At 38.7% G+C, this 24,351-nt stretch carries 26 protein-coding genes, 1 tRNA gene and 1 pseudogene; 11 read left to right on the plus strand and 17 right to left on the minus strand.

From position 1 onward, the window contains the following. Positions 1-87: 87 nt before the first annotated feature. Positions 88-1,278: a 1-deoxy-D-xylulose-5-phosphate reductoisomerase gene (gene dxr, locus VB691_RS19835; RefSeq protein WP_323293255.1), complete on the minus strand. Its 1,191-nt coding sequence runs from the start codon at positions 1,276-1,278 to the stop codon at positions 88-90. Between the two features lie 402 nt (positions 1,279-1,680). Here dxr and VB691_RS19840 point away from each other — a divergent pair, with 402 nt between their 5' ends. The 7 genes from VB691_RS19840 (at position 1,681) to hemC (ending at position 7,284) form a co-directional block, all read left to right on the plus strand. After that, positions 1,681-2,454: a pentapeptide repeat-containing protein gene (locus tag VB691_RS19840; RefSeq protein ID WP_323293256.1), complete on the plus strand. Its 774-nt coding sequence runs from the start codon at positions 1,681-1,683 to the stop codon at positions 2,452-2,454. Positions 2,455-2,807: 353 nt separating this feature from the next. Beyond that, a complete protein-coding gene (locus tag VB691_RS19845) occupies positions 2,808-3,089 on the plus strand; it encodes an HU family DNA-binding protein (RefSeq protein ID WP_323293257.1) in 282 nt (93 codons plus the stop codon). A 17-nt stretch (positions 3,090-3,106) separates the two neighbouring features. Further along, positions 3,107-4,162, plus strand: a complete 1,056-nt coding sequence (gene cobD / locus VB691_RS19850) for a threonine-phosphate decarboxylase CobD (protein WP_323293258.1) — start codon at positions 3,107-3,109, stop codon at positions 4,160-4,162. Positions 4,163-4,287: 125 nt separating this feature from the next. Then, positions 4,288-4,398, plus strand: coding sequence for a delta-aminolevulinic acid dehydratase (locus VB691_RS19855; RefSeq protein WP_323293259.1), 111 nt, complete (start codon positions 4,288-4,290; stop codon positions 4,396-4,398). Positions 4,399-4,454: 56 nt separating this feature from the next. Next, complete coding sequence (locus VB691_RS19860; RefSeq protein ID WP_323293260.1) at positions 4,455-5,672, plus strand: ABC transporter permease; 1,218 nt, start codon at positions 4,455-4,457, stop codon at positions 5,670-5,672. Positions 5,673-5,832: 160 nt separating this feature from the next. Next, positions 5,833-6,144: an AtpZ/AtpI family protein gene (locus tag VB691_RS19865; RefSeq protein WP_323293261.1), complete on the plus strand. Its 312-nt coding sequence runs from the start codon at positions 5,833-5,835 to the stop codon at positions 6,142-6,144. Between the two features lie 183 nt (positions 6,145-6,327). Then, positions 6,328-7,284 carry a hydroxymethylbilane synthase gene (gene hemC / locus VB691_RS19870; RefSeq protein ID WP_323293262.1) on the plus strand — a complete coding sequence of 319 codons (957 nt, stop codon included), beginning with the start codon at positions 6,328-6,330 and terminating at the stop codon, positions 7,282-7,284. A 24-nt stretch (positions 7,285-7,308) separates the two neighbouring features. Here hemC and VB691_RS19875 read toward each other — a convergent pair whose 3' ends face one another. Continuing rightward, positions 7,309-7,884 (minus strand): hypothetical protein, encoded by a 576-nt coding sequence (locus VB691_RS19875; protein WP_323293263.1) that lies wholly within the window; start codon positions 7,882-7,884, stop codon positions 7,309-7,311. Positions 7,885-8,077: 193 nt separating this feature from the next. Between VB691_RS19875 and VB691_RS19880 the strand changes: the two genes are divergently transcribed. Then, positions 8,078-8,164 (plus strand) — tRNA-Ser (locus tag VB691_RS19880). 108 nt (positions 8,165-8,272) lie between these two features. On the opposite strand, the gene VB691_RS19885 is transcribed toward VB691_RS19880, so the two are convergent. The 14 genes and pseudogenes from VB691_RS19885 to VB691_RS19950 form a co-directional block, all read right to left on the minus strand. Continuing rightward, on the minus strand, positions 8,273-8,755 hold the full coding sequence (locus tag VB691_RS19885; RefSeq protein ID WP_323293264.1) for a histidine kinase: 483 nt from the start codon (positions 8,753-8,755) through the stop codon (positions 8,273-8,275). A gap of 9 nt (positions 8,756-8,764) precedes the next feature. Then, positions 8,765-9,109 carry a SiaC family regulatory phosphoprotein gene (locus VB691_RS19890; protein WP_323293265.1) on the minus strand — a complete coding sequence of 115 codons (345 nt, stop codon included), beginning with the start codon at positions 9,107-9,109 and terminating at the stop codon, positions 8,765-8,767. A gap of 47 nt (positions 9,110-9,156) precedes the next feature. Next, positions 9,157-9,744, minus strand: a complete 588-nt coding sequence (locus VB691_RS19895; protein ID WP_323293266.1) for a DUF6272 family protein — start codon at positions 9,742-9,744, stop codon at positions 9,157-9,159. Positions 9,745-9,761: 17 nt separating this feature from the next. Next, positions 9,762-10,811 (minus strand): chemotaxis response regulator protein-glutamate methylesterase, encoded by a 1,050-nt coding sequence (locus VB691_RS19900; RefSeq protein ID WP_323293267.1) that lies wholly within the window; start codon positions 10,809-10,811, stop codon positions 9,762-9,764. A 19-nt stretch (positions 10,812-10,830) separates the two neighbouring features. Further along, a complete protein-coding gene (locus VB691_RS19905; RefSeq protein WP_323293268.1) occupies positions 10,831-12,012 on the minus strand; it encodes a PP2C family protein-serine/threonine phosphatase in 1,182 nt (393 codons plus the stop codon). Between the two features lie 92 nt (positions 12,013-12,104). Next, entirely contained in the window at positions 12,105-12,362 is a 258-nt protein-coding gene (locus VB691_RS19910) for a glutaredoxin family protein (RefSeq protein WP_323293269.1), read from the minus strand. Between the two features lie 22 nt (positions 12,363-12,384). Then, positions 12,385-13,158 (minus strand): DUF1350 family protein, encoded by a 774-nt coding sequence (locus VB691_RS19915; RefSeq protein ID WP_323293270.1) that lies wholly within the window; start codon positions 13,156-13,158, stop codon positions 12,385-12,387. A gap of 293 nt (positions 13,159-13,451) precedes the next feature. Continuing rightward, the gene (locus VB691_RS19920; RefSeq protein ID WP_323293271.1) at positions 13,452-14,033 is read right to left on the minus strand and encodes a Uma2 family endonuclease; all 582 of its coding nucleotides are present in this window, start codon (positions 14,031-14,033) and stop codon (positions 13,452-13,454) included. A 68-nt stretch (positions 14,034-14,101) separates the two neighbouring features. Then, the gene (locus VB691_RS19925) at positions 14,102-14,350 is read right to left on the minus strand and encodes a hypothetical protein (RefSeq protein ID WP_323293272.1); all 249 of its coding nucleotides are present in this window, start codon (positions 14,348-14,350) and stop codon (positions 14,102-14,104) included. After that, complete coding sequence (locus VB691_RS19930; protein ID WP_323293273.1) at positions 14,316-15,014, minus strand: hypothetical protein; 699 nt, start codon at positions 15,012-15,014, stop codon at positions 14,316-14,318. The genes VB691_RS19925 and VB691_RS19930 overlap by 35 nt, the downstream gene beginning before the upstream one ends. Next, positions 14,999-15,556 (minus strand): hypothetical protein, encoded by a 558-nt coding sequence (locus tag VB691_RS19935; protein WP_323293274.1) that lies wholly within the window; start codon positions 15,554-15,556, stop codon positions 14,999-15,001. Before VB691_RS19935 ends, VB691_RS19930 begins: the two co-directional genes overlap by 16 nt. A 75-nt stretch (positions 15,557-15,631) precedes the next feature. Next, positions 15,632-15,847: pseudogene (locus VB691_RS19940) on the minus strand (DUF433 domain-containing protein); the annotation flags it as partial. A gap of 155 nt (positions 15,848-16,002) precedes the next feature. Next, positions 16,003-16,755, minus strand: coding sequence for a metallophosphoesterase family protein (locus VB691_RS19945; protein ID WP_323293275.1), 753 nt, complete (start codon positions 16,753-16,755; stop codon positions 16,003-16,005). Positions 16,756-16,893: 138 nt separating this feature from the next. Next, positions 16,894-18,009, minus strand: a complete 1,116-nt coding sequence (locus VB691_RS19950) for an esterase-like activity of phytase family protein (protein WP_323293276.1) — start codon at positions 18,007-18,009, stop codon at positions 16,894-16,896. A 102-nt stretch (positions 18,010-18,111) separates the two neighbouring features. On the opposite strand from VB691_RS19950, the gene VB691_RS19955 reads away from it, so the two are divergent. The 3 genes from VB691_RS19955 to VB691_RS19965 all read left to right on the plus strand — a co-directional run bounded on the left by VB691_RS19955 (position 18,112) and on the right by VB691_RS19965 (position 22,141). Next, positions 18,112-19,605: a hypothetical protein gene (locus VB691_RS19955; protein ID WP_323293277.1), complete on the plus strand. Its 1,494-nt coding sequence runs from the start codon at positions 18,112-18,114 to the stop codon at positions 19,603-19,605. A 396-nt stretch (positions 19,606-20,001) separates the two neighbouring features. After that, positions 20,002-20,463, plus strand: coding sequence for a YbjN domain-containing protein (locus VB691_RS19960; protein WP_323293278.1), 462 nt, complete (start codon positions 20,002-20,004; stop codon positions 20,461-20,463). A gap of 40 nt (positions 20,464-20,503) precedes the next feature. Further along, a complete protein-coding gene (locus VB691_RS19965; protein WP_323293279.1) occupies positions 20,504-22,141 on the plus strand; it encodes a CocE/NonD family hydrolase in 1,638 nt (545 codons plus the stop codon). Here VB691_RS19965 and VB691_RS19970 read toward each other — a convergent pair. Next, entirely contained in the window at positions 22,138-24,339 is a 2,202-nt protein-coding gene (locus VB691_RS19970; RefSeq protein WP_323293280.1) for an ATPase, read from the minus strand. The genes VB691_RS19965 and VB691_RS19970 overlap by 4 nt on opposite strands. Between the last annotated feature and the right edge of the window lie 12 nt (positions 24,340-24,351).

Raw genomic sequence — 24,351 nt, forward strand, 5'->3', positions numbered from 1 at the left:
AAGAGAAACCATCAAAATGACATGAATCCGCTAACTGAGAGCAAAGTGTAGTCTTGGAAGGTTTTTCTCGTCTAAATCAGAAAAGTGTCAACTGAATTGAATAACCTTTTTTGTTAACTCCTCAGTCGCCATTAAAACGGTTTTCCTGGCCCATTTATCAGCCTCTAAAATATCCTCTAAACTAGGAGTTGAAGGATTATGAGAAGTAAAGCGATCGCAGGTAATTTCAATAACGCGAGGAATGTCTAAAAAGGCAATTTTCTCTGCTAAAAATAAGGCTACAGCTTGCTCATTTGCCGCATTCAAAACCGCAGGCATTGCGCCCCCTATTCTTCCTGCTGAGTAGGCTAACTGCATACAAGGGTATTTATCATGATCTGGTTCTCGAAAGGTTAAACTACCTGCCTTAACCAAATCTAATGATTCCCAATCCGTATAAATTCTTTCAGGCCAAGACAGAGCATATAATAAAGGAAGACGCATATCCGGCCAACCTAATTGAGCCAAAACAGAGGTATCTTGTAACTCAATTAAGGAATGAATAATACTCTGAGGATGAATAACAATATCAATATCATTGTAATCCAGGCCAAATAAATAATGGGCTTCAATAACTTCTAACCCTTTATTCATCAAAGTAGCAGAATCTACCGTGATTTTTTGACCCATTGACCAGTTAGGATGTTTGAGAGCATCTTGAACCGTAACATACTTTAATTGCTCAACAGGCCAATCTCGAAACGCACCCCCTGATGCGGTTAAAATAATTCGTCTTAACCCCCCGTCAGGAACACCTTGTAAACATTGAAAAATGGCAGAATGTTCCGAGTCTGCGGGTAATAATTTCACCCCATGTTTTTCAATTAAAGGCAACACTACTGGGCCGCCAGCGATCAGGGTTTCTTTATTAGCTAAAGCAATATCTTTGCCCGCTTCTATAGCAGCAATGGTAGGCAATAAACCCGCACATCCTACAATTCCCGTCACGACACTTTCTGCATCTCCATAACGGGCCACTTCAGCAACCCCTTCCTCTCCTGCGAGAAGGATAGGAGAATAATCTAGAGGCGCGATCGCATCTTTAAGATTTCCGAACTGACTTTCATCACAAATAGCCACAATTTCCGGGCGAAACTGCTTAATTTGGGTTGCCAATAAGTCGATATTAGAACGAGTCGCTAAACCCACCACCTGAAATTGTTCAGGGTATTGATTGACAATATCTAGGGTTTGAGTGCCAATAGAACCTGTAGAGCCGAGAATAGAGATTTTTTTCACGATGCCGCATCACTGAACTGGGGATCACCTCTCACTATAGGATTTTCGGGGCCATCTGCAAAGTCCAAGTATAATTGTATTAGGGGGAATAAGGAGAGTAAACCATGAATTCTCAATACTTTTTGCTTTTTATTTGTTTAACCACTTTATGTTGGCTCTCCCGTACCTGTGGTGATAAGTAAAGCTTATAATTCGTAGTAACCCACCATCTTAAGTATTGTATCTGATTATACATTTTATACCAAGATGTCGGGAGAGCCGAATAAGTAAGCATAAATTTAACATTTAGTCTACTTGAAATATCACAAGCAAACAGAGATTTTCATCACAGCAATTTAATCCACTCCGTAACTATACTGAGATATATCAACATCAAGTTTTGTTAATTCAGGAACACTAATAATGGCGAATCAAGAACAGTTAAGACTTTTAATCAAAAGTGTTACAAAGTGGAATCAGTGGCGTAAACAAAACCCAGAGATTATTCCTGATTTGCAAAATGCCGATTTGAGTTACTTAGATTTAAGTCACGTTAATTTAAACAAAGCTAACCTAGAAGAAGCAATGTTATGTCAAACCAATTTAAGTGGTGCTTGTTTAGAAAATGCGAATTTGAGCTATGCTAATTTAACATCTGCTATATGTTTTAAAGCTGTATTTTCTCAAGCAAATTTAAGTTATACTTTATTAATAAATGCTGATCTTAGTAAAGCAAATCTCTGGGAAGCTAACTTAAGTAAAGCACAGATAATTAATACTTATTTGGTCGATACTTATTTGGTTTATGCTAACCTGCAAGAAACTAACTTAACTAATAGTTATCTAACCGGAGCTAATTTGAGAGGAGCTAATTTAGAAAGTGCTGATTTTTCCTGTACAGACTTAACTGCAACTCAAGTCAATGATCTTAATAAAAAAGATGTTATTCCTTCTGTAAACCCCACTTTTTCTGATTGTATTGAGCAACAAAATCTAACAAATGAAGAAATTGATGATACAGATTCTCAAGTGGTAAAGCAAGCTTTTAATATAAAAAAAAATATGATAACGGTTGGAGATTTAGTAGAGTCATTTCATGAAGAAACTTCACAAACTTTTAGTCCCTCCAACAATTTAACCTCATTAGAAAGCCTTTGGATAAGAACTCAATTAGAGGCACTTTATCAAGCTTCTTAATTATGGAGAACAATCAGGAAATTATCATATTTCCACGATGAGAAATGTTATAATCAATACCTCACTAAGTAGTCAGACATAGTAGTACATAAAAATCATTAACACCTCTCAGAAGATCATAAAACTTAGAAATTTGAGTAAAGATCTACATAAATTAAAGGTTCCAGCGATCCACAAGAGACACATTGGGCTTAGAATAATGCAGTAAAATATTTAGCCTATCAGGTTTTGAGCGATCTACCCCAAGAAAGTTTCTCTGACAGGCTTACCCAACCCCCCCTTTTTCTGGGCATCATCTCAGCAAAGAGATCGGGTCAAATATCTTACGATTTAGTAAATTAGGAGATTATCGGATGAATAAAGGCGAATTGATTGATGCAGTTGCCATGAAAGCGAATGTCACTAAAAAGCAAGCCGATGCGGTTATTAGTGCTACGATTGAAACCATCATGGAAGCCGTCTCAGGAGATGATAAAGTGACCTTAGTGGGCTTTGGTTCCTTTGAATCCCGCGATCGCAAGGCCCGGGAAGGTCGTAACCCGAAAACCAATGAAAAAATGAGTATTCCCGCGACAAAAGTGCCAGCATTTTCTGCTGGAAAGTTGTTTAAGGATAAAGTCGCCCCCAAAGAGTAAATTATCAATCTCTCAGGATGAAACGACCCCTTCACGGTGGAAATTTAGTCTGGGCAGCCAAGCAAATTGGTTGTCCGGCTTCCTCAATCATGGATTTTTCTGCCAGCATTAATCCTTTGGGGCCACCTCAAAGCGCATTAACGGCTATTCAAGAGGCTTTAAACAGCCTTAACCATTATCCTGACCCCAACTACCAGGAATTGCGTCAAGCATTGGCACAATGGCATAATCTATCGGCTGAGTGGGTTTTACCAGGCAATGGGGCGGCTGAATTATTGACTTGGGCCGGTCGTCAATTAGCGGAACTTAACATTACTTATCTAATCACGCCCGCTTTTCAAGATTATTGGCGCACCTTACAAGGATTTGGGGCTAAGATTGAAACTCACGGGTTTAATTGGCAAGATCTAGATCCAGTTTTCACCCTCAAAAATCTTCCCAGAAAACCCGCAGGAATTATTATTAATAATCCCCATAATCCCACGGGAAAGTTATGGAAAAAAGAGACTTTATTACCATTACTGGAACAATTTAAGTTAGTGGTGGTGGATGAAGCTTTTATGGATTTTGTGCCACCAGAGCAACAACAAAGTTTAATTCCTTGGGTATCTCAATACCCTAATTTGGTGATTGTGCGATCGCTGACTAAATTTTATAGTCTTCCTGGACTACGTTTAGGATATGCGATCGCTCATCCGGATCGTCTCCAACAGTGGCAAACTTGGCGTGATCCTTGGTGTGTCAATAGTTTAGCCGCAGCCGCAGGAATAGCGGTGATTCAAGATCGGGAATTTGAACAACAAACTAGGGAGTGGTTATTATCTGCTCAACCTACTTTATTTCAAGGTTTATTAGAGATTTCAGATCTTAATCCTCTGGTTAGTCAGGCCAACTTTTTGTTAGTAGAAACGGGTTTGCCAAGTTCTCAATTACAACAAAAATTACTCCATAAACATCGTATTTTAATCCGCGACTGTTTAAGTTTTCCTGAATTGGGCGATCGCTATTTTCGTGTTGCCGTCCGTACTCAAGCAGAAAATCAACAACTTATTGACGCTTTAAAAGAAATTTAAGCATAAACTCTTGAAAATTCAGAAGGCTGATGCTAATATGACCTTATGTCTTATTGTCGCCTCATTCACTTGCATTGCTATCAAAAACCAATTAATTCAATAATTCCCTAAACCCCTGGCTGAAGATGACTCTTATTGACTCCCACGCCTTTCATAACTTTGCGATCGCTGTCGGCACTTCTCTTTTTGTTGTCATTTTGGCCTTGGCCTTGTGGTATGCTTCACGCATGGATTAACCAAAATTAAACAAAAACCCCGACAATAGACAAGTGGGAAAGATTAGGGATCTGTTATGGAAATTGTCGATACCTGCAAAATGGCTGTATCTGCTCTCCTATCGAATAAACTTCGGAGTAGCTTAACCATGTTGGGCATTATCATTGGTAATGCTTCTGTTATTGGCATGGTGGCAGTAGGACAAGGCGCACAAAAATTAACCGCAGAACAATTTCAGTCTTTGGGGCCGAACGTCCTATTCCTTAGTTTAACCTCTGCTCGTGTTCGGCACAATCTTTCGGCAGAAGCTAAACCTTTATTGCTCGAAGATGCTCAAGCGATCGCTAAATTAGTCCCAACTTTAACCCATGTTGCGCCAGAAATTCACACCAGTGAATTGATTGTTTATCAAGATAAGATCTTTCAAAATTCTATTATTGGAACTACACCAGAATATCTCCCTGTCAGAAATTATGAGCTATCTCAAGGACGCTTTCTCAACGAAATTGATGTCAAGCACAGTAACCGTGTGGTTGTCTTAGGTGCAGTCATTGCTGAGCGACTTTTTCCTAACCAAAACCCTTTGGGAAAACAAGTTAGAATTAAAAATATGAGCTTTAATGTAATTGGTGTTTTAGCCCCAAAAGGTTCCTTGTTTGACTCAGATCAAGATAACAATGTGATTGTTCCTTTAACTGCTGCTCATACTCAACTAAGAGGATGGCGTTCCCCTTATGGCATTAATCTTAATGTTATTGCGATGTTAGCAAAAGATCAAGATACAGTAAGGGCGGCTGAGTTTCAAGTTAAAAATTTAATTCAGTTACGTCATTCCTTGAAAGATAGTAAATCTCTGAAGCTTTTTTCGCAAAATGCTCTTTTAGAAACGGCTGAGAAAACTAATGCTGGTTTGACTCAAATGTTGGGGGCGATCGCTGTGATTTCTTTGTTGGTGGGAGGTATTGGGGTGATGAATATTATGTTGGTTTCTGTCACAGAAAGAACCAAAGAAGTGGGCTTAAGAAAAGCATTGGGGGCAACTGAACAAGATATTTTAGGACAATTTTTATTAGAAGCAATTTTATTAACAACCTTGGGCGGAGTGATCGGTATTGGGGTAGGAATTGGCGGCGTTATTATAGCGAGTTCTGTCTTTTCTCTAGCTACCAGTATCTCCGTTGAATCCATTATTCTAGCGGTGGGAGTATCAGGAGGAATTGGGCTATTTTTTGGGGTATTGCCAGCTAAACAAGCGGCTAAACTTGATCCAATTGTTGCTTTGAGAAGTGCTTAAGTGGTTGGTTTCTGTTTGGCATGGTAGGATGATCAATAATACTCGAATTATGCACGGCAGAAGATAGATTACTGATGAGCAACGAGATATTTATATTCGTTTATGTTCTCCTTCTTTTGCTTTCTAAAAATGTACTTTGAAAACAGTTGGTTAATATAAGATGGATAAATCTGATGTAGATCAAAAAGAAGATAGGACAAATTTTAGTCAATTTTACCAACAGGTTGAAACAAAAGCCAAACGAAAAATCAAGGCAAGACAAAACAAAAAAAGTATTTGGTTTGTGTTAGGAATGTTCGGGATGGTAGGATGGTCAGTGACTATTCCTACCTTAATGGGAATTGTGATCGGAGTTTGGATTGATAATTCTTTTAAAAGTCCTTATTCTTGGACATTAATGTTATTATTTATTGGGTTAACAGTGGGGTGTTTTAGCGCTTGGTATTGGATTGACAAGGAGAGCAAAACATAAACAAAATTTACTCTAAGTAGTCGGACATAAATAAACATCTCTGTCCTGATCAATAGGAGATTAATCGTGAAGAAATGTAACGTTTTTCCTCCTGAGCAATCTTACCTATTAACGGGAGTCTAGCACTACGATACGCTAGATTGAGTCTCCTTATTGATAACCTTAAGTATCAGATTAATCTCTATGGTTGTTTCTAGTCGCTCCATTCGCATCGGTTCTCGCAAAAGTCAATTGGCATTAGTGCAAACTTACTGGATACAAAAAGAACTGCAAAATCATTATCCCGATCGCCAATTTGAGGTAGAAACCATGAGTACCCAAGGGGATATAATCTTAGATGTAGCCCTGGCTAAAATTGGGGATAAAGGGTTATTTACCAAAGAATTGGAAGTGGCCATGCTGGAAAATCAAGTAGATTTTGCGGTGCATTCCCTCAAAGATTTACCTACCAACTTACCAGAAGGGTTAATGCTGGGTTGTGTAACGGAAAGAGTCAACCCCGCAGATGCTTTAGTGGTGCATGAAAAGCACCGCGATAAACAACTAGACACCTTACCGGAAGGGGCCGTTATTGGTACATCTTCCCTGCGTCGTTTAGCTCAACTACGGCATCATTTCCCCCATTTAACCTTTAAAGATGTACGCGGCAACGTCAATACCAGACTCGCTAAACTGGATGCAGGAGACTATGATGGCATTATCCTCGCTGTAGCGGGCCTGCAACGCTTAGACATGAGCGATCGCATTCATCAAGTCATTCCCGATGAAATTTCCCTTCATGCCGTCGGACAAGGGGCATTAGGTATTGAATGTCGCATCGGAGATCAGGAAGTTTTAGAATTACTTAAAGCCTTAGAACACGAAACCACCCGCGATCGCTGTTATGCAGAACGGGCGTTTTTACGAGAACTCGAAGGTGGGTGTCAAGTCCCCATTGGGGTTAACACAGCCATCGAAGGGGATATTTTGAGTTTAACGGGAATGGTGGCTAGTCTTGATGGTCAAAAACTCTTGAAGGATAATATTAGCGGGCCAAGGACAACAGCAGAAGCCCTAGGACGAGAATTAGCGACGCGGTTACGGGATGCCGGGGCTGGAGAAATCTTAGGGGAAATCTTTGCTCAAATTCAGCGAGGGTAAGAACTTTGGGGGATCTTTCAGAAATTATTGCCCTTGTTGGGGAGGTATTTCACATAATACTTCTTTCGCAATGGTCATAGTGAAGCGAATTTGTTCAATTTCTGAGAGATCTTGCCAATTATTTTGCTTAACTTTTGTTTCACCCCGCATTGCTTGGGCAAGGGGACGGGCAAAGACTTGTAAATCTTCTTCTGTCCAATTTGTCCAGAGGGGTTTGACGCATTCCACTAATTGATTCAGTTGAGAAATATTTTCGCTCGCTAACTGTTCTGCTTGAGTAATAATGGTTTCTAGCCAAGCTTTCGGAATCATTTGCCCGAATTTCTCCCAGAGAGTTTGGGTAAAACTGGTTTGATCGACTGATTCCCAAGATTGATGGAGATGAGAAAAGAATGTATCTGCTTGAGCCGTAATTTCTGCCTCATCAAAAGCATCGATTAAGGGAAATTCGGCTTCGAGATTGCTAAAATAGGCTTCTGCTTCAGGGGAGCTTGGGTCCCAAGGATAGGTTTCTTCTACTTCGAGTAGCGCGTCTAGGAGTTCTTCAGTTAGGGAATTGAGGTTGTCTTCAGTGCTAGAGGAAGAAGTGTGCTTAATCATGATAGACACCTTAGTGCTTAGGGATTGACAGATGGACAGATTTATATACAAGGTCTGAGTATGGATTTCCGCAAAAAATTTTGATCTGAAATTTTGCGATCGCAAACCCTCCACTTATACCATACAACAAATATTTATTTGTAAAAGCTTGTTGGAAACAACATCAATCTGCTATGATAATATACTGTGCCTTGGAGAGGTGGCTGAGCGGTTGAAAGCGGCTCCCTGCTAAGGAGTTATGGGGTAACACTCATCGAGGGTTCGAATCCCTCCCTCTCCGTCTTCAATTTCAACTCAATCAAGAATCCCACAGGTAGAAACACATGGGATTCTTGATTCACAGACGATTATAACCTGCTAAAATAGCTATTATTTTTACCCTAAAACTTCAAGATTTTCTGGAATCTTTGATACGTTTTAGTTTTTGCTTTAAGTTTTTAAAAGAATCGGTTTGAACAATATCAGCGACTTGTTTTGCTTGCCTACCTTTATCAATTTCAATCCGTAATTCTTGAACTTGCTGACGTAATTTAGTTTCTCTAATTTCTACTTGTTTCGCCATATTTTGAAACACACGAGCGAGTTGTCCTAATTCGTCTTCCCTGGCGGCAACTTCATTAATACTATCAATGGTAAAAGATTCAGTTTCAACTGCGGCCGCTGCTTCTGTGACTAATTTAACTTGCTGTAAATACTTCAGCATAATCTGATTTTTTTCGTAAATTTCATTTTCTAGATCCGTTGAGTGTTCCGTAATTGTTTCTAAGAGAATTTCCAGATCTTCTTTATCATTTTTAAACTCTTCAATTTGTTTCTGAAGGGTTTTAATCTGATTCACCAGTTGTTCTTGAGAAAGTTGATCGTTAAGCATAATTAATACCTATTCAAATTCTAGGGTCAAAGTTGGCATTAATCGCTGAAGATTTTTTAAAGATTTTCCCTGCCAAGGAATAGATTGAGAGCCTTTCACTAAAATATTACTTGTCTTTTGTTTACGAATATTAATAACGAATTTAGACAGCATACTAATCCCAGAACTATTGAGAAATTCTAGTTCTTTTAAATCGAGGGTAATCGTTTCATGATTCTGCTCAGCAACCTGATTTAATAAGTTAACAATAGGTTCATATTCTTCAACGCCACTTAATCGTAATGAACCTTGAAAACTAATGGTTATTGTTTCTGCATTATAATCAACTCGATAGCTATCACCTTTAACTTCCATTGTTAATAACTCCTTTTGTCCCATAAATCAGTCATGATCTGCCCTCATTATACTTGCAATTGTACCATAGTGTTGATAGTCAAGATCCCCAAGTTTTCTTCCTGGCTATCAATTTTCCAACCCAAACTAGCCCCATAATCACAACAAATTGTAATTAATCCTAAGCCAGAGCCGTTATTATCATCTTCTTCGGCTAATTTTTCCATCTGATTGATATATAATTCTTGAGGATCGGAATTGATCAGATCTTCAATAATCGGTTTAAACCGAGGCCAGTTAGCCGAAGGAATACAATTTTTTGAAAATAAAACCACAGTTTCATCAAACAAATGAATGCCAAATTGAATCGTGTTATGAACACTTTCATCATGAAATTTCATGGCATTTTCTAACAGTTCATTGGCGATATAACTCACAGCACCTTTTAGTTCTTTTTGACGTTCAATTGTACTTGGAGCATCTTCATCCGCCGGAAAAAATGTGGTTAAATAATCCGCCACAAAATCCGCTGATAATCCATTATTGCGCCAGCGTTGTTTTAAGGGAATTGATGAGGGAGAAAAACTAATTACCAAAAATTGGTCACTAGCGGGTAATTCTTCCAAAAAGTTTCCATAAATCTCATAACTTTTCATGGGTAATTTGCCATAATTTAAGAAATAAGCATGACTCGTTTAATCAGGGTTGATGCGATCGCAGATAAGGGAAGCACTTCAACAGCGGCCCCCATTTCTACCGCCGCTTTCGGCATTCCATAAACCACAGAACTTTTTTGATCTTGGGCAATAGTATGCCATCCCCTTAAACGCAACACTTGTAGCCCGATCGCCCCATCTCGTCCCATGCCTGTCAATAACACAGCAATGCCCTTACGACTCCAATATTGAGCCACACTCTCACAAAACACATCCACTGAGGGACGATAAGGATAATCTTGAGGCTTCTTAGTGTATGTTAGCGTTAAATTGGGACGTAAAACTAAATGATCGTTCGTTCCCGCCAAAAACACCCTTCCCCCTTGGAGACAACCACCATCAGGGGCTAAAACAACGGATAAGGGAGTTTGTTCATTCAGCCATTTAGCTAACCCCGAAGAAAATTGAGCATCCACGTGTTGAATAATGACAATGGCAGCAGCAAATTTAGGGGGAAACTCCGATAATAGGGTAGCTAAAGCTTTAGGGCCTCCTGTTGAAGCCCCAATGATAATTAAGGGGGGTAAACTGAGGGGAGGATTAGACAGTTTAGCTGAAGCCTTACCTGGGGATAAAAAAGACTCATGGGCAGTCTGGTGTTTGTGATTGAGTTTACCGATTAAAATACCCAGAGTTGCGATTTTATTGAGTAAGATTTGGGCCAAGGCCGGTTCTCCTGATAGCCCCAAAGCTGGCGTACTCACTACATCTAGGGCCCCATAACCCATGGCTTCAAAGATTTTTGAGGAATTTTTTTGAACGTTGGCTGTCACAATAAGAATCGCACAAGGAGATTGTTTCATGATAACTTTAGTTACTTCTGCCCCATGGAGATCTGGCATTATGATATCCATTAAAATGAGATCAGGTGTATTAATAGCGCATTTAGCGATCGCTTGACTGCCATTACGGGCCACCCAAGCGACTTCATAGCCAGAGACAGAAGTTACCACTCGCCGCAGCATTTCTACTGCCATCAACGTATCATTAACAATTGCGATCCTCATTAGGGCTATTCAATCACCACTATTTTTGTTTAATTACTAATAACGTGATGTCATCGTAGACGGTTTGATAATCGATGTGTTGCCGAACATCTTTAATCACGGCCTCTTTAATCTCCTGGGCTGAGTATTCCCAATTTTGACTAACAATTTCACATAAGCGATCTAACCCGTATAATTCTCCAGAGGGATTTTCTGCCTCGGTGATGCCATCAGTATAGAGGACGACTACATCTCCAGCATTGAGCCAGATTTCCGTTTCTCCTAAAAAATCACTAATATCTTCTTCTAAGCCCACAGGAAATCCTAAATCAATGGTATCAACGATTTCCACTTCTCCCCCTTTCCTGACCAAAATTAAAGATTCATGTTGACCACTTAAGCGCAGACAGTTATTTTCATAATCGAGTAAGCAAAGGGTTAAGTTTTTGTCAGAATTAATGCGCTCTACATTGTCAAAAATGGTGCGATTAATCACGGATAAAAATACAAAGGGATCAGTTTCATTATGGGTCATTAGGGTACGAATGGCGGTTTGTACCATAATCATCACCACACCACTTTCTAGCCCATGACCTGTTACATCCCCGATCCCTATTTTAACACGACCATTGTAGTTCAAGACATCATAATAGTCCCCACCAACATCTGTGGCCGGTTCCATAAAACCCGCAATATCTAAGCCTTCAATTTTTTCTAATTCTTCGGCTTTGGGTAAAATCATCTGTTGTAGTCGGCGAGTGATTTCAATTTCTGCACTGAGGCGAAGATTTTCTTCTTTAAGTTTTTCTTCGGCTTCTTTACGTTTGAGCAGGTTAATATAAGCACTGGAATGGTAGCGAATGCGGGCAATTAATTCGACTTTATCCGGTAACTTGACTAAATAATCATTGGCCCCTAATTTAAAGGCTTCTGCTTTGATCAGGGGTTCTTCTTTGCTAGAAAGGACAATTAAGGGAACATCATGGGTAGGAGCGTCTTTGGCCCGCAAAAACCGCACTAACATTAAACCTTCTACATCAGGCATCACCAAGTCTTGCAAAATAACCGTTGGTTTGACTTCTTGAACCCGTTGAAATACTTGAGTCGGATCGCGGCAATAATGAAAGATAATATCCGTTTCCGTCGCTAACATTCGGCGAATGGCTTCACCGATAGTAGGCTGATCGTCAATAAGGAGGACACTAATGAAGGAGTCAAGCATTAAAGGGTTATTAAGAACAATTCAGACCGCGATCAAATCCTTTCTTAACTATTGTACAGACTATCGCTGATCATCTTGAACATTCCAAAGTTTTAGCTGAGATATTTTTGTAATATTTGCTCTAATTTGGCGACGGAGACGCGAGGGGAGGGCCGAGGAATGGTTTTTTCTCCTTCTGGTAACTTTTGACGCAAGACGGGGACTTCATATTGATAAGCTTGAAACCACTCGTCACGGGTGGTAATATCCCTTATTTCTAGGTCAAATTTTAAGGTTTCCATCTGTTGCAGTTTGCTTTGTAGTCCTTCGCATAAATGACAGCCTGGTTTGCTATAAAGAATGAGTTGCATAAATAGGGATGATGGCTAATGATTAAATAATTTTACCAGGATTTAACCACCGTAAAATCTCACTTCTGAGATTATATAAATCACGGGCAAAACTTTGTTTAACCCATTGTCCTACGGCATCTAATGGGGTAAAAACTTCTCCAGCTTGCCAGTTTATTTCTTGTCCTAATGGGGTTAAATGATTACCTGATAATGTCTGTAAAGCGATCAAATTTGGAAATCTTTCTTGTAATACCGGATTTAACATCAGGGTTTCATCGATATTGTCTTTACTAAATTTAATCAGTAAGTTACGACGAATTTCATAGCTTTTGGCAATAATTAAGGTTGTTTCTTCAGGAGAAGGGGTAAATTCTAAGTTCAAGGAATTATCAATATCAATTTGTTCTAGAAAAGGAATGGCTTTTTTAACTGGATAGTTATTGAAAGAAATCAAAATATTACCAGCCCTTTCGACAGAAAAAAGACTGCCAATTAATAAATGCAGTTTACACCCCATACTATGACCAATTCCATAAATAGGAAGATATCTTTGTCCTAGAGAATTATTGGCTTGTAAACGGTCTAAAATACTCTCAAAGCGGTTGAGTACATTGCGGGCGATCGCTAAATGATCTAAGGTATTAATAAAGGGTGTGGCAATCACTGCATATCCTTCTTTACCTAGTTGTTCGAGTAACCAACGATAGGTAAAGTTAGGGGCAGTTCCTACAAATGCACCCCCCAAAAAATGAATCACAGCCATAGGATGTCGGGGAATTAATACCGAACTGCCTGAGATTTCTTGCCATTCCATAACTTATCCTAAAACAATCATACTTTATTATAAACTAAAAGATGTCGGGTTATTAATAAACTGAAGATGGGTAAGGCAAAATATTAATGTTTCGGGTGAGTATACATAATTTTTTGATGTCTTACCCCTACTCCTAAGTATACTGCTATATTACTTTAGAGGACGGTAGAGTTAAATATTTAGTTAAAAATTATTACAAAAAACTTGACAAGTCGCCTAGTTAAAAATGAGGTGGTGTATTTGTTTTTTATAAAAAACACTGCTCCAATTTAGCCTACTCTGATTTGCATAGCCTATTTATTTTTTGTTCCTAATTCCTCAAAAATAATATCCTCATAAACCGACTCAATGGGAAAGCTTAAACCAATACTTTGTAAATCAATATTATCCCCCGATTGATAATTAAAAATCTCCCAATTACCACGATCATTTTTGCAGTATGAATCGATCGCTATTTTCTCAGCATCAACTAAAACATAATCTTGCAAACTAGGATTGCGACGATACATCCTAAATTTATCCCCTCGGTCATAACTGGCTGTACTTGGAGATAAAACCTCAATAATTAGACAAGGATATTGAATCGCTTGAATTGCAGTGCGATCTCGATCGTCACAAGTAACGCTCACATCAGGATAAACATAATCTTTAGTTTCAAAAATATTTACACGACAATCGGAATTACCTAACTGACAACCACCGCCCCGTAAATGACCTTTAAGGATAAAAATAATATTACTAGCAATTCGCCCATGATTTTGAGTCCCCCCACTCATGGCGTAAACTTCACCACTAAGATACTCATGGCGCAGCAGTTGTTGTTCTTCCCAAATAAAATATTCTTCGGGTGTTAACTTATCTTTTACAGCAATCATTTCTTGTTACCCTATGGGCGATCGCAAAAGGGATTAGTAGAGTAATCCCCATGATTCTAACACTCACCTCAAAAAATGTCAAAAGTCTTCTTCTCCTTCGGTTTATACCTTTGGCAAAAACCTTTATATTTTCTGGCACAGTCTTCTAAGCTGTTCCCTAGTTGTAAAAAAGCAGGATGCCATTGAGTTAAGCCATCATCGGTTAAACGCTCATAACTGCCGTAGTTACTGAAGTCGTAGAAGAAACCAGAATCTTGGAAAATAATGCAAACAATTTTATGATTATTCTTGTATTTTTTGCTTAATACTTCTTTCAATTAACGGAACTTGAAAACTTATTTTATCTTCTTCTCGCTTTATAATTTCTTTTTCAATTAGTTTATTCTCAATCTTTTTATATTCTTTTACGGCAATGTCTTCTCCTTTAACCAACTTTCTAATATACTCTCTTTGCTCTTGGTTAAGGGTATTTGTCCATAACTCATTAAAATAAGGACGACCAACGCTTAAAGCTTGATCAAAAATGGCATCAACATGGTTAGGAGTTGCTTTAATATTCAAGGAATTTTGCCCATAAGTGCGGTTAAGATATTCGACTAATTCAGAACAAAGTAACTGCACTAAAAAGGGTTGACATCTTGTCCAATAAATGATCCTTTCTACTGTTTCTGGCAAATAAATGTCAGGAAATTCAGGGACAGGATACTTTATTAATTCTGCTGCTTCAGATGTTTCTAAATAGCTAATACGCACGGAACGAGTATTAATTAAATAATCACTCCAATAGGTTTCTATTTCGTCTAGGGTATGGGAACCACTAAATAGTAATGTCCAAGTATTTCTATCTTGGATAATATGACGCAAAAAGTTAAGAGGTGCGCGAGAGTTTATAACAGCAATAACTTCTTGTAGACGCTCAAATTCATCTAAACAGAGTAAAAATCTTTTTCCTGGTGCAATGTTTTCTATAATCCCATCCATAATAACTCAGGCAACCAAAAATAAACCCTCAACACGCCTAATATAACTACTACACCCCATAGTACACCCAATACTACACCCAATACTACACCCAATACTACACCGAATACTACACCGAATACTACACCATCCAGAAATCGACTAGAAATCATAAAAAGCACAAAAATACCCAAGGCAATATAATTAAATTTATTTCCTAAAAAATAAAAGCCAAATCGAGCAATTATTTGAGCCATTGTCCAACCGATTAAAAATAATTCACTTGGCAACCAATTAAAAGATTTTTGGGTTATGAGAGGATAAATAATACCGACGAATAAAACAGCTAATTGAGGAGTAATTATAGTTAACCAAAATGATTGTTCTGTGAAGCGACGTAATTTTTTATTATTAGGAAATTCTCTTAGTTTAAGATAAAGATTATCATCAATTTTTAAGTCAGGGTGAATGTCTTGTAAATGTGCTTTTAATGTAAAGGGTTTGAAGAAAATCCAATAAAGAAGACGAGCGCATTCAATTATATAATTCTTTAAATTAGACATGGTTTTTCTGAATTTATTATATAAAAGTTATCGGTTGAAAGAAGGGAACGGGGAACAGATTTTAATTCCTTATTTTCATACTGTTAATGAATCTTGTCTTTGTTGTTTAATTTGTTTCATTTTTTCTCTTAGAGGGGAAGGGTGTTTTAGTAATTCTTGATAATGGGTTTCTTGCCAGTTTTTTATCCGTAATAAATAAGCGTCAATTTCTGATTGATTCTGGAGATAATAAGTAATAGTAGCGTAGATTTTTTCTAAACTTAAATCAGGATAAATTCCTCTTATTTCTTCTAAGGCGCATTATCAGACGGCATCAAATTTTAAGATAAGCTGTTTATGGATATTTTATAATATTAGCTAGAATAATGTAATATATTAAGCATGAGGGCGCAAGCATTGCGCCCCTACAGAGGCTGCGTCCAAAATGTATAAGAAACTCATCTTTTTTACACAACAGAATGGCGTTTAATCCGTTTAGAAAGTACCGTCGAGGGGTCAATACAAACCACTGCTTCTGCTAAAGGTAAAGTCCGTTTTGTTTTATGTTTGCTATGCACTTGATAAACTATTTCATTGGTTAAATCTAACCCTGTTAACCAACCACTATTAGGATGATAGGCCCCCGTATCAATATCTAACCATCCCGCACCTGCCACTAATTTACCAGGTGCTACCCCTGGAAAGGTAAAAGTAATAGTATGACCCGTAATAATTAGTTTATCTTTAAAATAAGGCTCAGTCATAGCATGAAATTCATCCCGTACCCAACAAAATTGTTCGGCGGTTTGCTCCTCTAAAGGAATTGTTGGGTTAATACCCCCATGCACTAACCATATATCCCCTAAATCTATATAAGTAGGCAGTTTTTTCATCCATTCAATATGTTCTTGAGGGATATGATGATCGTAGCTGACTAAGGTAGGATAACCGCCTCCATATAACCATCCTTGGAGTTGATGACTATCAATGCCCCCTTTTCCTACCGTTCCCAGTAACATATATTCATGGTTGCCTAATAGACATTTATAGCCACTTTGCATCACATAATCAACGACTTGTGCGCTTTGGGGGCCGCGGTCAATTAAATCACCAAGAAAATAAACTTGGTCGTCGCTGTCGGGAGCGATCGCATCTAGTAAACTGAGTAGGGTATCGTAGTGACCATGAACGTCACCTATAACGATTTGACGATGGGGCATGGCTATTTTTATAATTGTGGGCGGAGGGTTAACACCGTGACTCCTGGGAACAAATTCCGTCGGGTTTCAAGGATATATATTATCAGTATTCCCATATTTTGCATAAAATCGTAGGTTGATGCCAAAAGGTTTTGCTTGTCATGATTTTAGTCTAAATATTAGCAATTGGGTGACTTGCTCAGGACTAAAATTGTCGTCACTGATGAGGATCAATGTTTGACTGCCATCCTTTAATCTCGGCCCTAGGGTCATTCCTTCTAAATTATCCAACTCAATCCCTAAATCTTGCAAATCGAGTAATAATTTTTTCTTTAAGGGTTTAATTCCTGCTATTCCTGCCTTAAAACTCTCAATATTGGATGTCTCAGAAGCACTACTATTCACCACTTGGAATAATTTTGCCCCATGACCAAAGACACCAAAAGTCCGTTCTAAACTTAACCAACTTCCTTCTTGGGGTAAAGCTAATAATTCCGTTAACCCGTTGGCCAATGCACCTTTGGGGGTTTCATCAAGTAAGTATAAATGTTCGGAAATTAAAACAGGTGGCCCAATGGGACTAATTACATAATGCAGCAGACGCACAGGAATGTTCACAGGAGGCGTGTCTGCGCTATCTTGTTTTAAGGATGACTCAGTGGCAGTAAAAAGGCGAAATGGGTCATCTTTGAGGGTACTCGTAGCACTAATAGTTAAGGGTTCAAACCCTAAATTTTCTTCGACACCGCGAGGACTTTCCTCTGGTTGTGTTGCGGGTAGATATCGTTGGGGAAGGGGAACTTGTTGTTGAATTTGTCCCGTCTTTAGGTTAAATTCCCCAATTAAGGGATCAATGCCTTTTTTGGGAACTCCTTCGCTGGAAATGAAGACAGTACCTCTCGGAGATAGGGCAATGCCTTCAGGGTCGATGGTTTGGGGGGCGTAAGTTTGTTCTGATGGGGATTTGATGAAAGTTACGTCTTCCACCGTAACAGCTTGAATTTTCCCTGGCTTGTCATCCGTGGGAGAAATGTCTATCTTGAGGGTATAAAACCTTGCGGGGGCCTTTTGAGAGCGATCGTCAGAGAGGGCATAAAAGCGATCTATTTGGCGATTGTAAGTGATGGCAGATAGGCCACCAACGGGAGTTTCTTGGAAGGTTTGCTTCGGTAATTGATATTCTCCCAAAAATTCTAGGGAAAGACTGGGAAATAATCGCTGCTCTGCCTTTACTTGTGGCATATTATTACAAGCTGTCAACAGTATGGTTAACATCACACTTAGGACAACTTTGATCCCTCTCCTCACTGTCAACTCCTCAATCGTTATCTTATAATCAATGTTATCTTAATCTGGACTAATTAACTTTATATTATCATGCTAAATTTTTTTAGAATTAATCAGAGAATTTATTTCTTGCTTATTTTAACGATAATTTTAGGCAGTCCCTCTTGCTTAGTTAATAATAAAACTTTGGCTGCTCCCATACCACCACCTGAATTAAATCCTTTAGAAATTCCTCTAGTTGATCCGTTAATTCCTCCTATTCCTCGTCCTCTTACTCCTCTGGAACAAAAGAAATTAAGGAAAGCACTTGATAACTTAAATGTGAAAGCACAAGCTCAGTTAGATGCTGGTAATATTGAGGTTGCTTTTGATATTTGGTATCGAGAATTAAGATTAAGAAGGGTATTAGGAAGAATTGAGGAATTAGCAGCATTAGGAAGGGTTGGGGAAATTGCTTGGAACCGAACCCGTAAGGAAGATGTTAAAATTATTGGTAAGCGAATTTTTACCTTACAACAATTATCAGAACAAGAAGATCCTTTGAGTCCAGAATTATTAATGGCTTTGGCTGATGCTTATGCTAAATTACATAGTCTGGATAATTCAATAATTGTCTATAAAAAGGTGTTAGCTAATGCTCGGAAAAGCCAAACACCCCTAACAGAAAAACAAGCTTTACAAGGATTGGGAAAACTCTATTTAGCTAAGTTTGACTATCCTAATTCTGCATTAGTTTATGAGGAATTATTAGACAAAGCACAAGGGAAAAGAAATGTCTATGAAGAAGGTCTTTATTTACAAATATTAGCGGAAATTTATACCGCATCATTGCAACCAGAAAATGCAGCGACTATCAAACAACGATTAGTTGATAACTATTTAAGAACTAAAAAACTTGAATTTATTCCTCCTTTAAAGATTGATATTGGTCAAGATTATCAATCAATGGATAAGCCAGAATTAGCCAGTCAAAGTTATCAAGAAGCTTATTCTTTAGCTTGGTCATTACAATTATTTGGGGCGGCCGCTGATGCTTTAACCAGACTGGGAGATCTTTATGAAACCTATGAACAAAAAGATTATGCCCTACAAATTTATCAAAGATTAATTCAGGTTGAACAATTATCTTATAATTATTATGGGTTAATGAAAACCTATGATAAAATTGGGGAGATTTATTTAGGAAAACAGCAATATCAAGAGGCATTACAAGCATTTCAGCAAGGCTTAATTTTGGCTCGTTCTATTAATTATAAACAGGATCATTTTTTTGCTCAACTTCAAAGAGTAGATCAAGGAATGCAAGGAAAACTTGAACCAGAGCAAGATGATACTCCTGTCGAAAATCCCTTGACTCCTCCTAATAATACTAAAATACCAGATAGTATTGATAATAACATTGAGGAACAATTTAATCGAGATAATACTTTACCAGAAGATGATTGGAATAACATTGAAGATCAATTTAATCGAGATAATAGATTATTAGAAAACAATCTGAATAACATTGAAAATGAGCTTAATCAAAAAAATTATTTATTAGAAAATGAAATTGATAAAATTGACAAAAATTTAATCAAATAAAAACTTTTAAACCCTAATTTCCCCCCAGTAGGGGCATGGCAACATTAATCTTGTCACCTAACCTAGAATGTAAACCATACCATGTCCAGATTATTCCTATCGGTATCAGGGAGTTGATGGGCATGGCAAGATTAATTCAATGGTAGGATCATATAATTGACTGATGCCATGCCCCTACAGATTTTTAATGTAAACCATGTCATGTCCAGATTATTCCTGTCGGTAACATAAATCAGCGATCGCCCGTTCCCAAATAGTACAAGAATATCTAGTGCTAGAGATAAATTTTTGCATTAATAAGATAAAATATCTTCACAAAATGTTGTCCTCTGACTCCCCTATCAGGAGATAATAAGAATGAAGTTTGATTAATTAACCAAGGATTGTGTATAAACGATGACTTATTCAACCACTGAACCGACTTTAGCGGATAATTTTACCAGCACCCATGGCACTCATCAAGACGTAATAGAAACTGTCATCGGCAGTTTACAACAAAATGATAGTGCAATGGTTTCTCAGAATCAAGAAGGACACCTCTGGAAATTTAATTACGGTAGTGTGGAAGCTTATGTTCAACTAACAGGAGAAACCGACGAAGATTTATTAACAGTTTGGTCCCCAGTGTTAACACTTCCTGCCAAAGATGAACCAGGTTTAATGCGGAAATTATTAGAAATGAATTGGACAGAAACCCTAGAAACTCGTTTTGGTATCATGAATGATCAAGTTGTTGTTTTAACTCAACGTGCTGTTGCTGATTTATCCCCAGTAGAAATTTCTCGCGCCATCACTTTAGTAGCCACTATTGCTGATGATAACAATGAAATTCTCAAGGAAAAATTTGGAGGAAGTTAAACAGAAAAAAGATTAACTTTTAACTTGATAATCAAAACTAATGTTTCAAGTCAAACAAGAAACTTTGTCCCTTACAACAAGGGACGGAATGGCCCTTGATGCTGATATTTACCGCCCTCAAAGTTCTGACTCTTTTCCTGTCTTATTGATGCGTCAACCCTACGGTAGAAAAATTGCTTCTACTGTAGTTTATGCTCACCCTGTATGGTACGCTTCCCAAGGGTATATTGTAGTTATTCAAGATGTCAGAGGTCGAGGTACATCTCAAGGAGAATTTGAATTATTTGCTGATGAAATAGAAGACGGTTTAGACACTATAAATTGGGTTTCTCAATTGCCAGGTAGTACGGGAAATGTCGGAATGTATGGGTTTTCTTATCAAGGAATGACCCAATTATCTATAGCATCGGCTAAACCAAAAGCACTAAAAACTATCTGTCCAGCTATGATTGCTTATGATTTATATAGTGATTTGGGTTATGAAAATGGGGCATTTTGTTTACAAACTAATTTAAGTTGGGCGATACAATTAGCCGCAGAAACTGCTAGATTAAAAGGGGACACAATTGCTTTTCAAAAACTCTATGCAGCCTCTCGTAATTTGCCTTTATATGACCCCATTCCTGCCTATCCAAATTTGCTTAAAGAGGTTGCTTCTGATTCTTTTTATCATGACTGGTTAAATCACCCCTATCCTGATGATTATTGGTCCAAATTATCGCCAAAAACATTGATAGATAAATTAGATTTACCCATGTTACATATTGGGGGATGGTTTGATCCTTATTTGCGAGGAACATTGAATCTTTATAAAGCAATGAAAACTCGTAGTAACCTTGCTCAACATCTGATTATTGGCCCTTGGGGACATCTTCCCTGGAGTCCACAAGTCGGCTCAATTAATTATACAAAAAACGCGATTAGTTTTATTGATAAATATCAAATTAATTGGTTTGATTATTTCTTGAAAAATCAAGATAAATCTGACTTAAATTCCGCTTCCGTGCTATTATTTGAAATGGGAGCTAATCAATGGCAATCTTTTGATTCTTTTGCCACTAATAATCATAATTATTATTATTTATCTAGTCAAGGATTAGCCAGTATTCGAGAGGATGACGGACAATTAAGCGACAATGTTCCCAAGGCAATATCTACGGATATTATAGTTCATGATCCTTGGCGGCCCGTTCATTCTTTGGGAGGTCATGCTAGTATTCCATCAGGGTCTTTTGAGCGGTCTAATGTAGATAGTCGCGCTGATGTTTTAACCTATACCTCTCAACCCTTAACTGAAGATTTAGTGATAATGGGGGAACCTTTTTTAGAAGTCTATTGTACAGCAGATGCACCAAGTTTTGATATTTGTGCTGTCTTATCTGAGGTATTGCCTGATGGAAAAGTCTATAATTTTAGTCAGGGTTATATGAGAGTAGACTCTGATGAATTACCCCGAAAAATTCCTTTACAAGCAACTTGTATTAAAGTTACTCAAGGAAATTGTATTCGTTTAAGTTTAAGTGGGGCCTGCTTTCCCGCCTATTCCTTGAATACAGGAACTGGAAAATTACCAAAAGAAGAACGATTAATCGAAGCAAAAATTATCACCTTAACCGTGACAAGTCAGCCAGATAAACCCTCTAAAATTGGTTTACCCATTCCAAGGAAAACACCTTAATTAAACCTGGCATGAATTTCCAATTCTTCTGTATTTTCAGCGAAGTTAGTAGACCCATTACCATTAAGATCGGGAACCTCTGGCGTTGGAGGAACTAGATCCTCGACAGCATTAATGGCTGCCCCTAACACGGGAACCTCTGCATCGGATAATTGGTCGATCGCTTCATTTAATAAACTAGAACGGGTGGCCCCTGGACGAGTGACTAACATCAGTCCATCACTCAGAGGTTCTAACAATAGGGCATCATTACAACGAGACAAAGAAGGCGTATCAACAATCACCATATCAAACCGGCCCCTTGCGTCTTTGAGCAGCAATTGTAACTCACTTGATTCAATAATTGCCGCCGCTTGACGTTGGGGGCCTGGACTCGGTAACACATACAAATTAGCCACCCCAGGCACAAGATCAATGGCATTACTGCGATCGCCATAATACCGTAATGGTTCTAAACTCGCATTAGGATCAGGTGTCACCTCTAACCATTCCGCTTTAGACGGGGCCCGCAGATCAGCCTCCACCAATAAAGTCCGTTTTCCCGCATGGGCGCAAGCGATCGCCAAATTGTAGGCCGTCGCGCTTTTTCCTTCTTCATTGGCGATACTGGTAATCAGAATCACCTTAGACGCATCCGATCCCAAACGGCGTAAATTACTGCGAAGTCGTTCATAAAAACTGAGATCCCCTGACTCTCCCTCCAATAAAACAGGGCTGAGATCCTCTCGATATAAAGAACTGAAAATAAACGGTAACTGCCCCAACAAAGGAACCTCTCGATCAGCCAAAGCATCTCGAATTTCTTGAGGAGTATGTAAACGATCATCGAGTAACGCCAGCAAGAGAATCACCCCAAAACCAGCCACAACACCGATACCACCACCCGCTGCAATAATCAGTAAACGATTTGTCTGCGTGGGTTTCGTTGGGGCCACCGGTCGATAGTTAGCCGGAATAGCAACGGAGAGACTGCCCACAGTTTCCGCTTCTGCCGCTTGAGCATCCACTAAAGCCGTTAAGATATTTTGATAAACAATCCGTTGAAATTCCACTTCTTGTACCAGTTTCGCTTGCCGCAACTGTTTATCAGGAAACTTCTCATACTCTTGTCGTAATTTTTGCTCTGTTTCAACCACAGATTGTAATTGTTTAAATAAACCTGCCCGTTGTGTTTGTAACGTTAACAGTTGACTAGCTAATTGTTGCCGACTAGGATCAAGACTACTATCTTGACGAATTTGAGCGAGAGGGACAGGGGTTAAATTCCTCGCTCCCATTAATTCTTGGGCCCTTTCTTGGAATAACTTTTCGTTTATTTGCTTTTGTTTCAGTAATCTAACAATGTTGGGATGTTCAGGCTTTAAGTCGAGTTGCAGACGCTCTAATTGCAATTCAGTTTGCAAGATTTGGGCCCGTAAATTGGCCAACAAAGGATCAGCACTCAAAGCGACTGAAGTATAAGCCTGTTCTGGTGTTAACCCTAACTGACTGATGAGATTATTGATCCTACCTTCCACTTCTTGGAGAGCTAATTGTAGCTCCCGTTGTCTTTGTTGACTACTGGTGATCCCACTAAAGAGACTACCATCTTGAATCGCTAATAAATCCGAACCCTCTTGAGAGATATAACGATAAAAGCGATTTTCCGCAGCAGTTAGAGCCTCTTGAACTTGAGCTAGACGTTTACTGAGGGCTTCAATACGACTTCGCAATTCAGAGGTATTAAGCCAGCGACTATAATCTACCATTTCCTTCATAAAGGCTTCTAAAATGAGCGTCGCTCTCGTTGGTGACTCCTTATCCGTATACTCCAAGGAAATAATCGATGATGTCGCGTTTCCTTTCTTATCCTTTTCCGGCACTTCAATTTGCAGATTTTTATCCCGAATTTGGACTATTTCCTCAGGCTTAAGCTGTAACTTCTCCATTACGTTCCTAAGAACTTGCTCAGATAACAGCATACTTTTACTAATTGACCGTCCTTCTGCTTGGAGTTGATTACCTGTGGTGGTAAAGGCCGGAGGGGGTTCCGAAAAGGTCAGTTGTCCCCCCGCTTTATAGGTAGGGGCCGGAGGAGCGGCCGGGGGTTGTAGTGCCACAATTCCTGAAATGCCAAAACCAGCCAGCATCGTCAATAACCCTAGCCAGTAATTTTGTTGAAAAGAAATAGCAAACCGTTTAACAATAGGGGGGGCCATAAGTTTTTAAGA

Source organism: Crocosphaera sp. XPORK-15E, assembly GCF_034931425.1.
Classification (GTDB): domain Bacteria; phylum Cyanobacteriota; class Cyanobacteriia; order Cyanobacteriales; family Microcystaceae; genus UHCC-0190.

Coding starts and splice junctions, on each gene's coding strand:
- VB691_RS19840 (WP_323293256.1), top strand. CDS start 1,681: ATGGCGAATCAAGAACAGTTAAGACTTTTAATCAAAAGTGTTACAAAG.
- VB691_RS19845 (WP_323293257.1), top strand. CDS start 2,808: ATGAATAAAGGCGAATTGATTGATGCAGTTGCCATGAAAGCGAATGTC.
- cobD (WP_323293258.1), top strand. CDS start 3,107: ATGAAACGACCCCTTCACGGTGGAAATTTAGTCTGGGCAGCCAAGCAA.
- VB691_RS19855 (WP_323293259.1), top strand. CDS start 4,288: ATGACTCTTATTGACTCCCACGCCTTTCATAACTTTGCGATCGCTGTC.
- VB691_RS19860 (WP_323293260.1), top strand. CDS start 4,455: ATGGAAATTGTCGATACCTGCAAAATGGCTGTATCTGCTCTCCTATCG.
- VB691_RS19865 (WP_323293261.1), top strand. CDS start 5,833: ATGGATAAATCTGATGTAGATCAAAAAGAAGATAGGACAAATTTTAGT.
- hemC (WP_323293262.1), top strand. CDS start 6,328: ATGGTTGTTTCTAGTCGCTCCATTCGCATCGGTTCTCGCAAAAGTCAA.
- VB691_RS19875 (WP_323293263.1), bottom strand. CDS start 7,884: ATGATTAAGCACACTTCTTCCTCTAGCACTGAAGACAACCTCAATTCC.
- VB691_RS19885 (WP_323293264.1), bottom strand. CDS start 8,755: ATGCTTAACGATCAACTTTCTCAAGAACAACTGGTGAATCAGATTAAA.
- VB691_RS19890 (WP_323293265.1), bottom strand. CDS start 9,109: ATGGAAGTTAAAGGTGATAGCTATCGAGTTGATTATAATGCAGAAACA.
- VB691_RS19895 (WP_323293266.1), bottom strand. CDS start 9,744: ATGAAAAGTTATGAGATTTATGGAAACTTTTTGGAAGAATTACCCGCT.
- VB691_RS19900 (WP_323293267.1), bottom strand. CDS start 10,811: ATGAGGATCGCAATTGTTAATGATACGTTGATGGCAGTAGAAATGCTG.
- VB691_RS19905 (WP_323293268.1), bottom strand. CDS start 12,012: ATGCTTGACTCCTTCATTAGTGTCCTCCTTATTGACGATCAGCCTACT.
- VB691_RS19910 (WP_323293269.1), bottom strand. CDS start 12,362: ATGCAACTCATTCTTTATAGCAAACCAGGCTGTCATTTATGCGAAGGA.
- VB691_RS19915 (WP_323293270.1), bottom strand. CDS start 13,158: ATGGAATGGCAAGAAATCTCAGGCAGTTCGGTATTAATTCCCCGACAT.
- VB691_RS19920 (WP_323293271.1), bottom strand. CDS start 14,033: ATGATTGCTGTAAAAGATAAGTTAACACCCGAAGAATATTTTATTTGG.
- VB691_RS19930 (WP_323293273.1), bottom strand. CDS start 15,014: ATGGATGGGATTATAGAAAACATTGCACCAGGAAAAAGATTTTTACTC.
- VB691_RS19935 (WP_323293274.1), bottom strand. CDS start 15,556: ATGTCTAATTTAAAGAATTATATAATTGAATGCGCTCGTCTTCTTTAT.
- VB691_RS19945 (WP_323293275.1), bottom strand. CDS start 16,755: ATGCCCCATCGTCAAATCGTTATAGGTGACGTTCATGGTCACTACGAT.
- VB691_RS19950 (WP_323293276.1), bottom strand. CDS start 18,009: ATGTTAACCATACTGTTGACAGCTTGTAATAATATGCCACAAGTAAAG.
- VB691_RS19955 (WP_323293277.1), top strand. CDS start 18,112: ATGCTAAATTTTTTTAGAATTAATCAGAGAATTTATTTCTTGCTTATT.
- VB691_RS19960 (WP_323293278.1), top strand. CDS start 20,002: ATGACTTATTCAACCACTGAACCGACTTTAGCGGATAATTTTACCAGC.
- VB691_RS19965 (WP_323293279.1), top strand. CDS start 20,504: ATGTTTCAAGTCAAACAAGAAACTTTGTCCCTTACAACAAGGGACGGA.
- VB691_RS19970 (WP_323293280.1), bottom strand. CDS start 24,339: ATGGCCCCCCCTATTGTTAAACGGTTTGCTATTTCTTTTCAACAAAAT.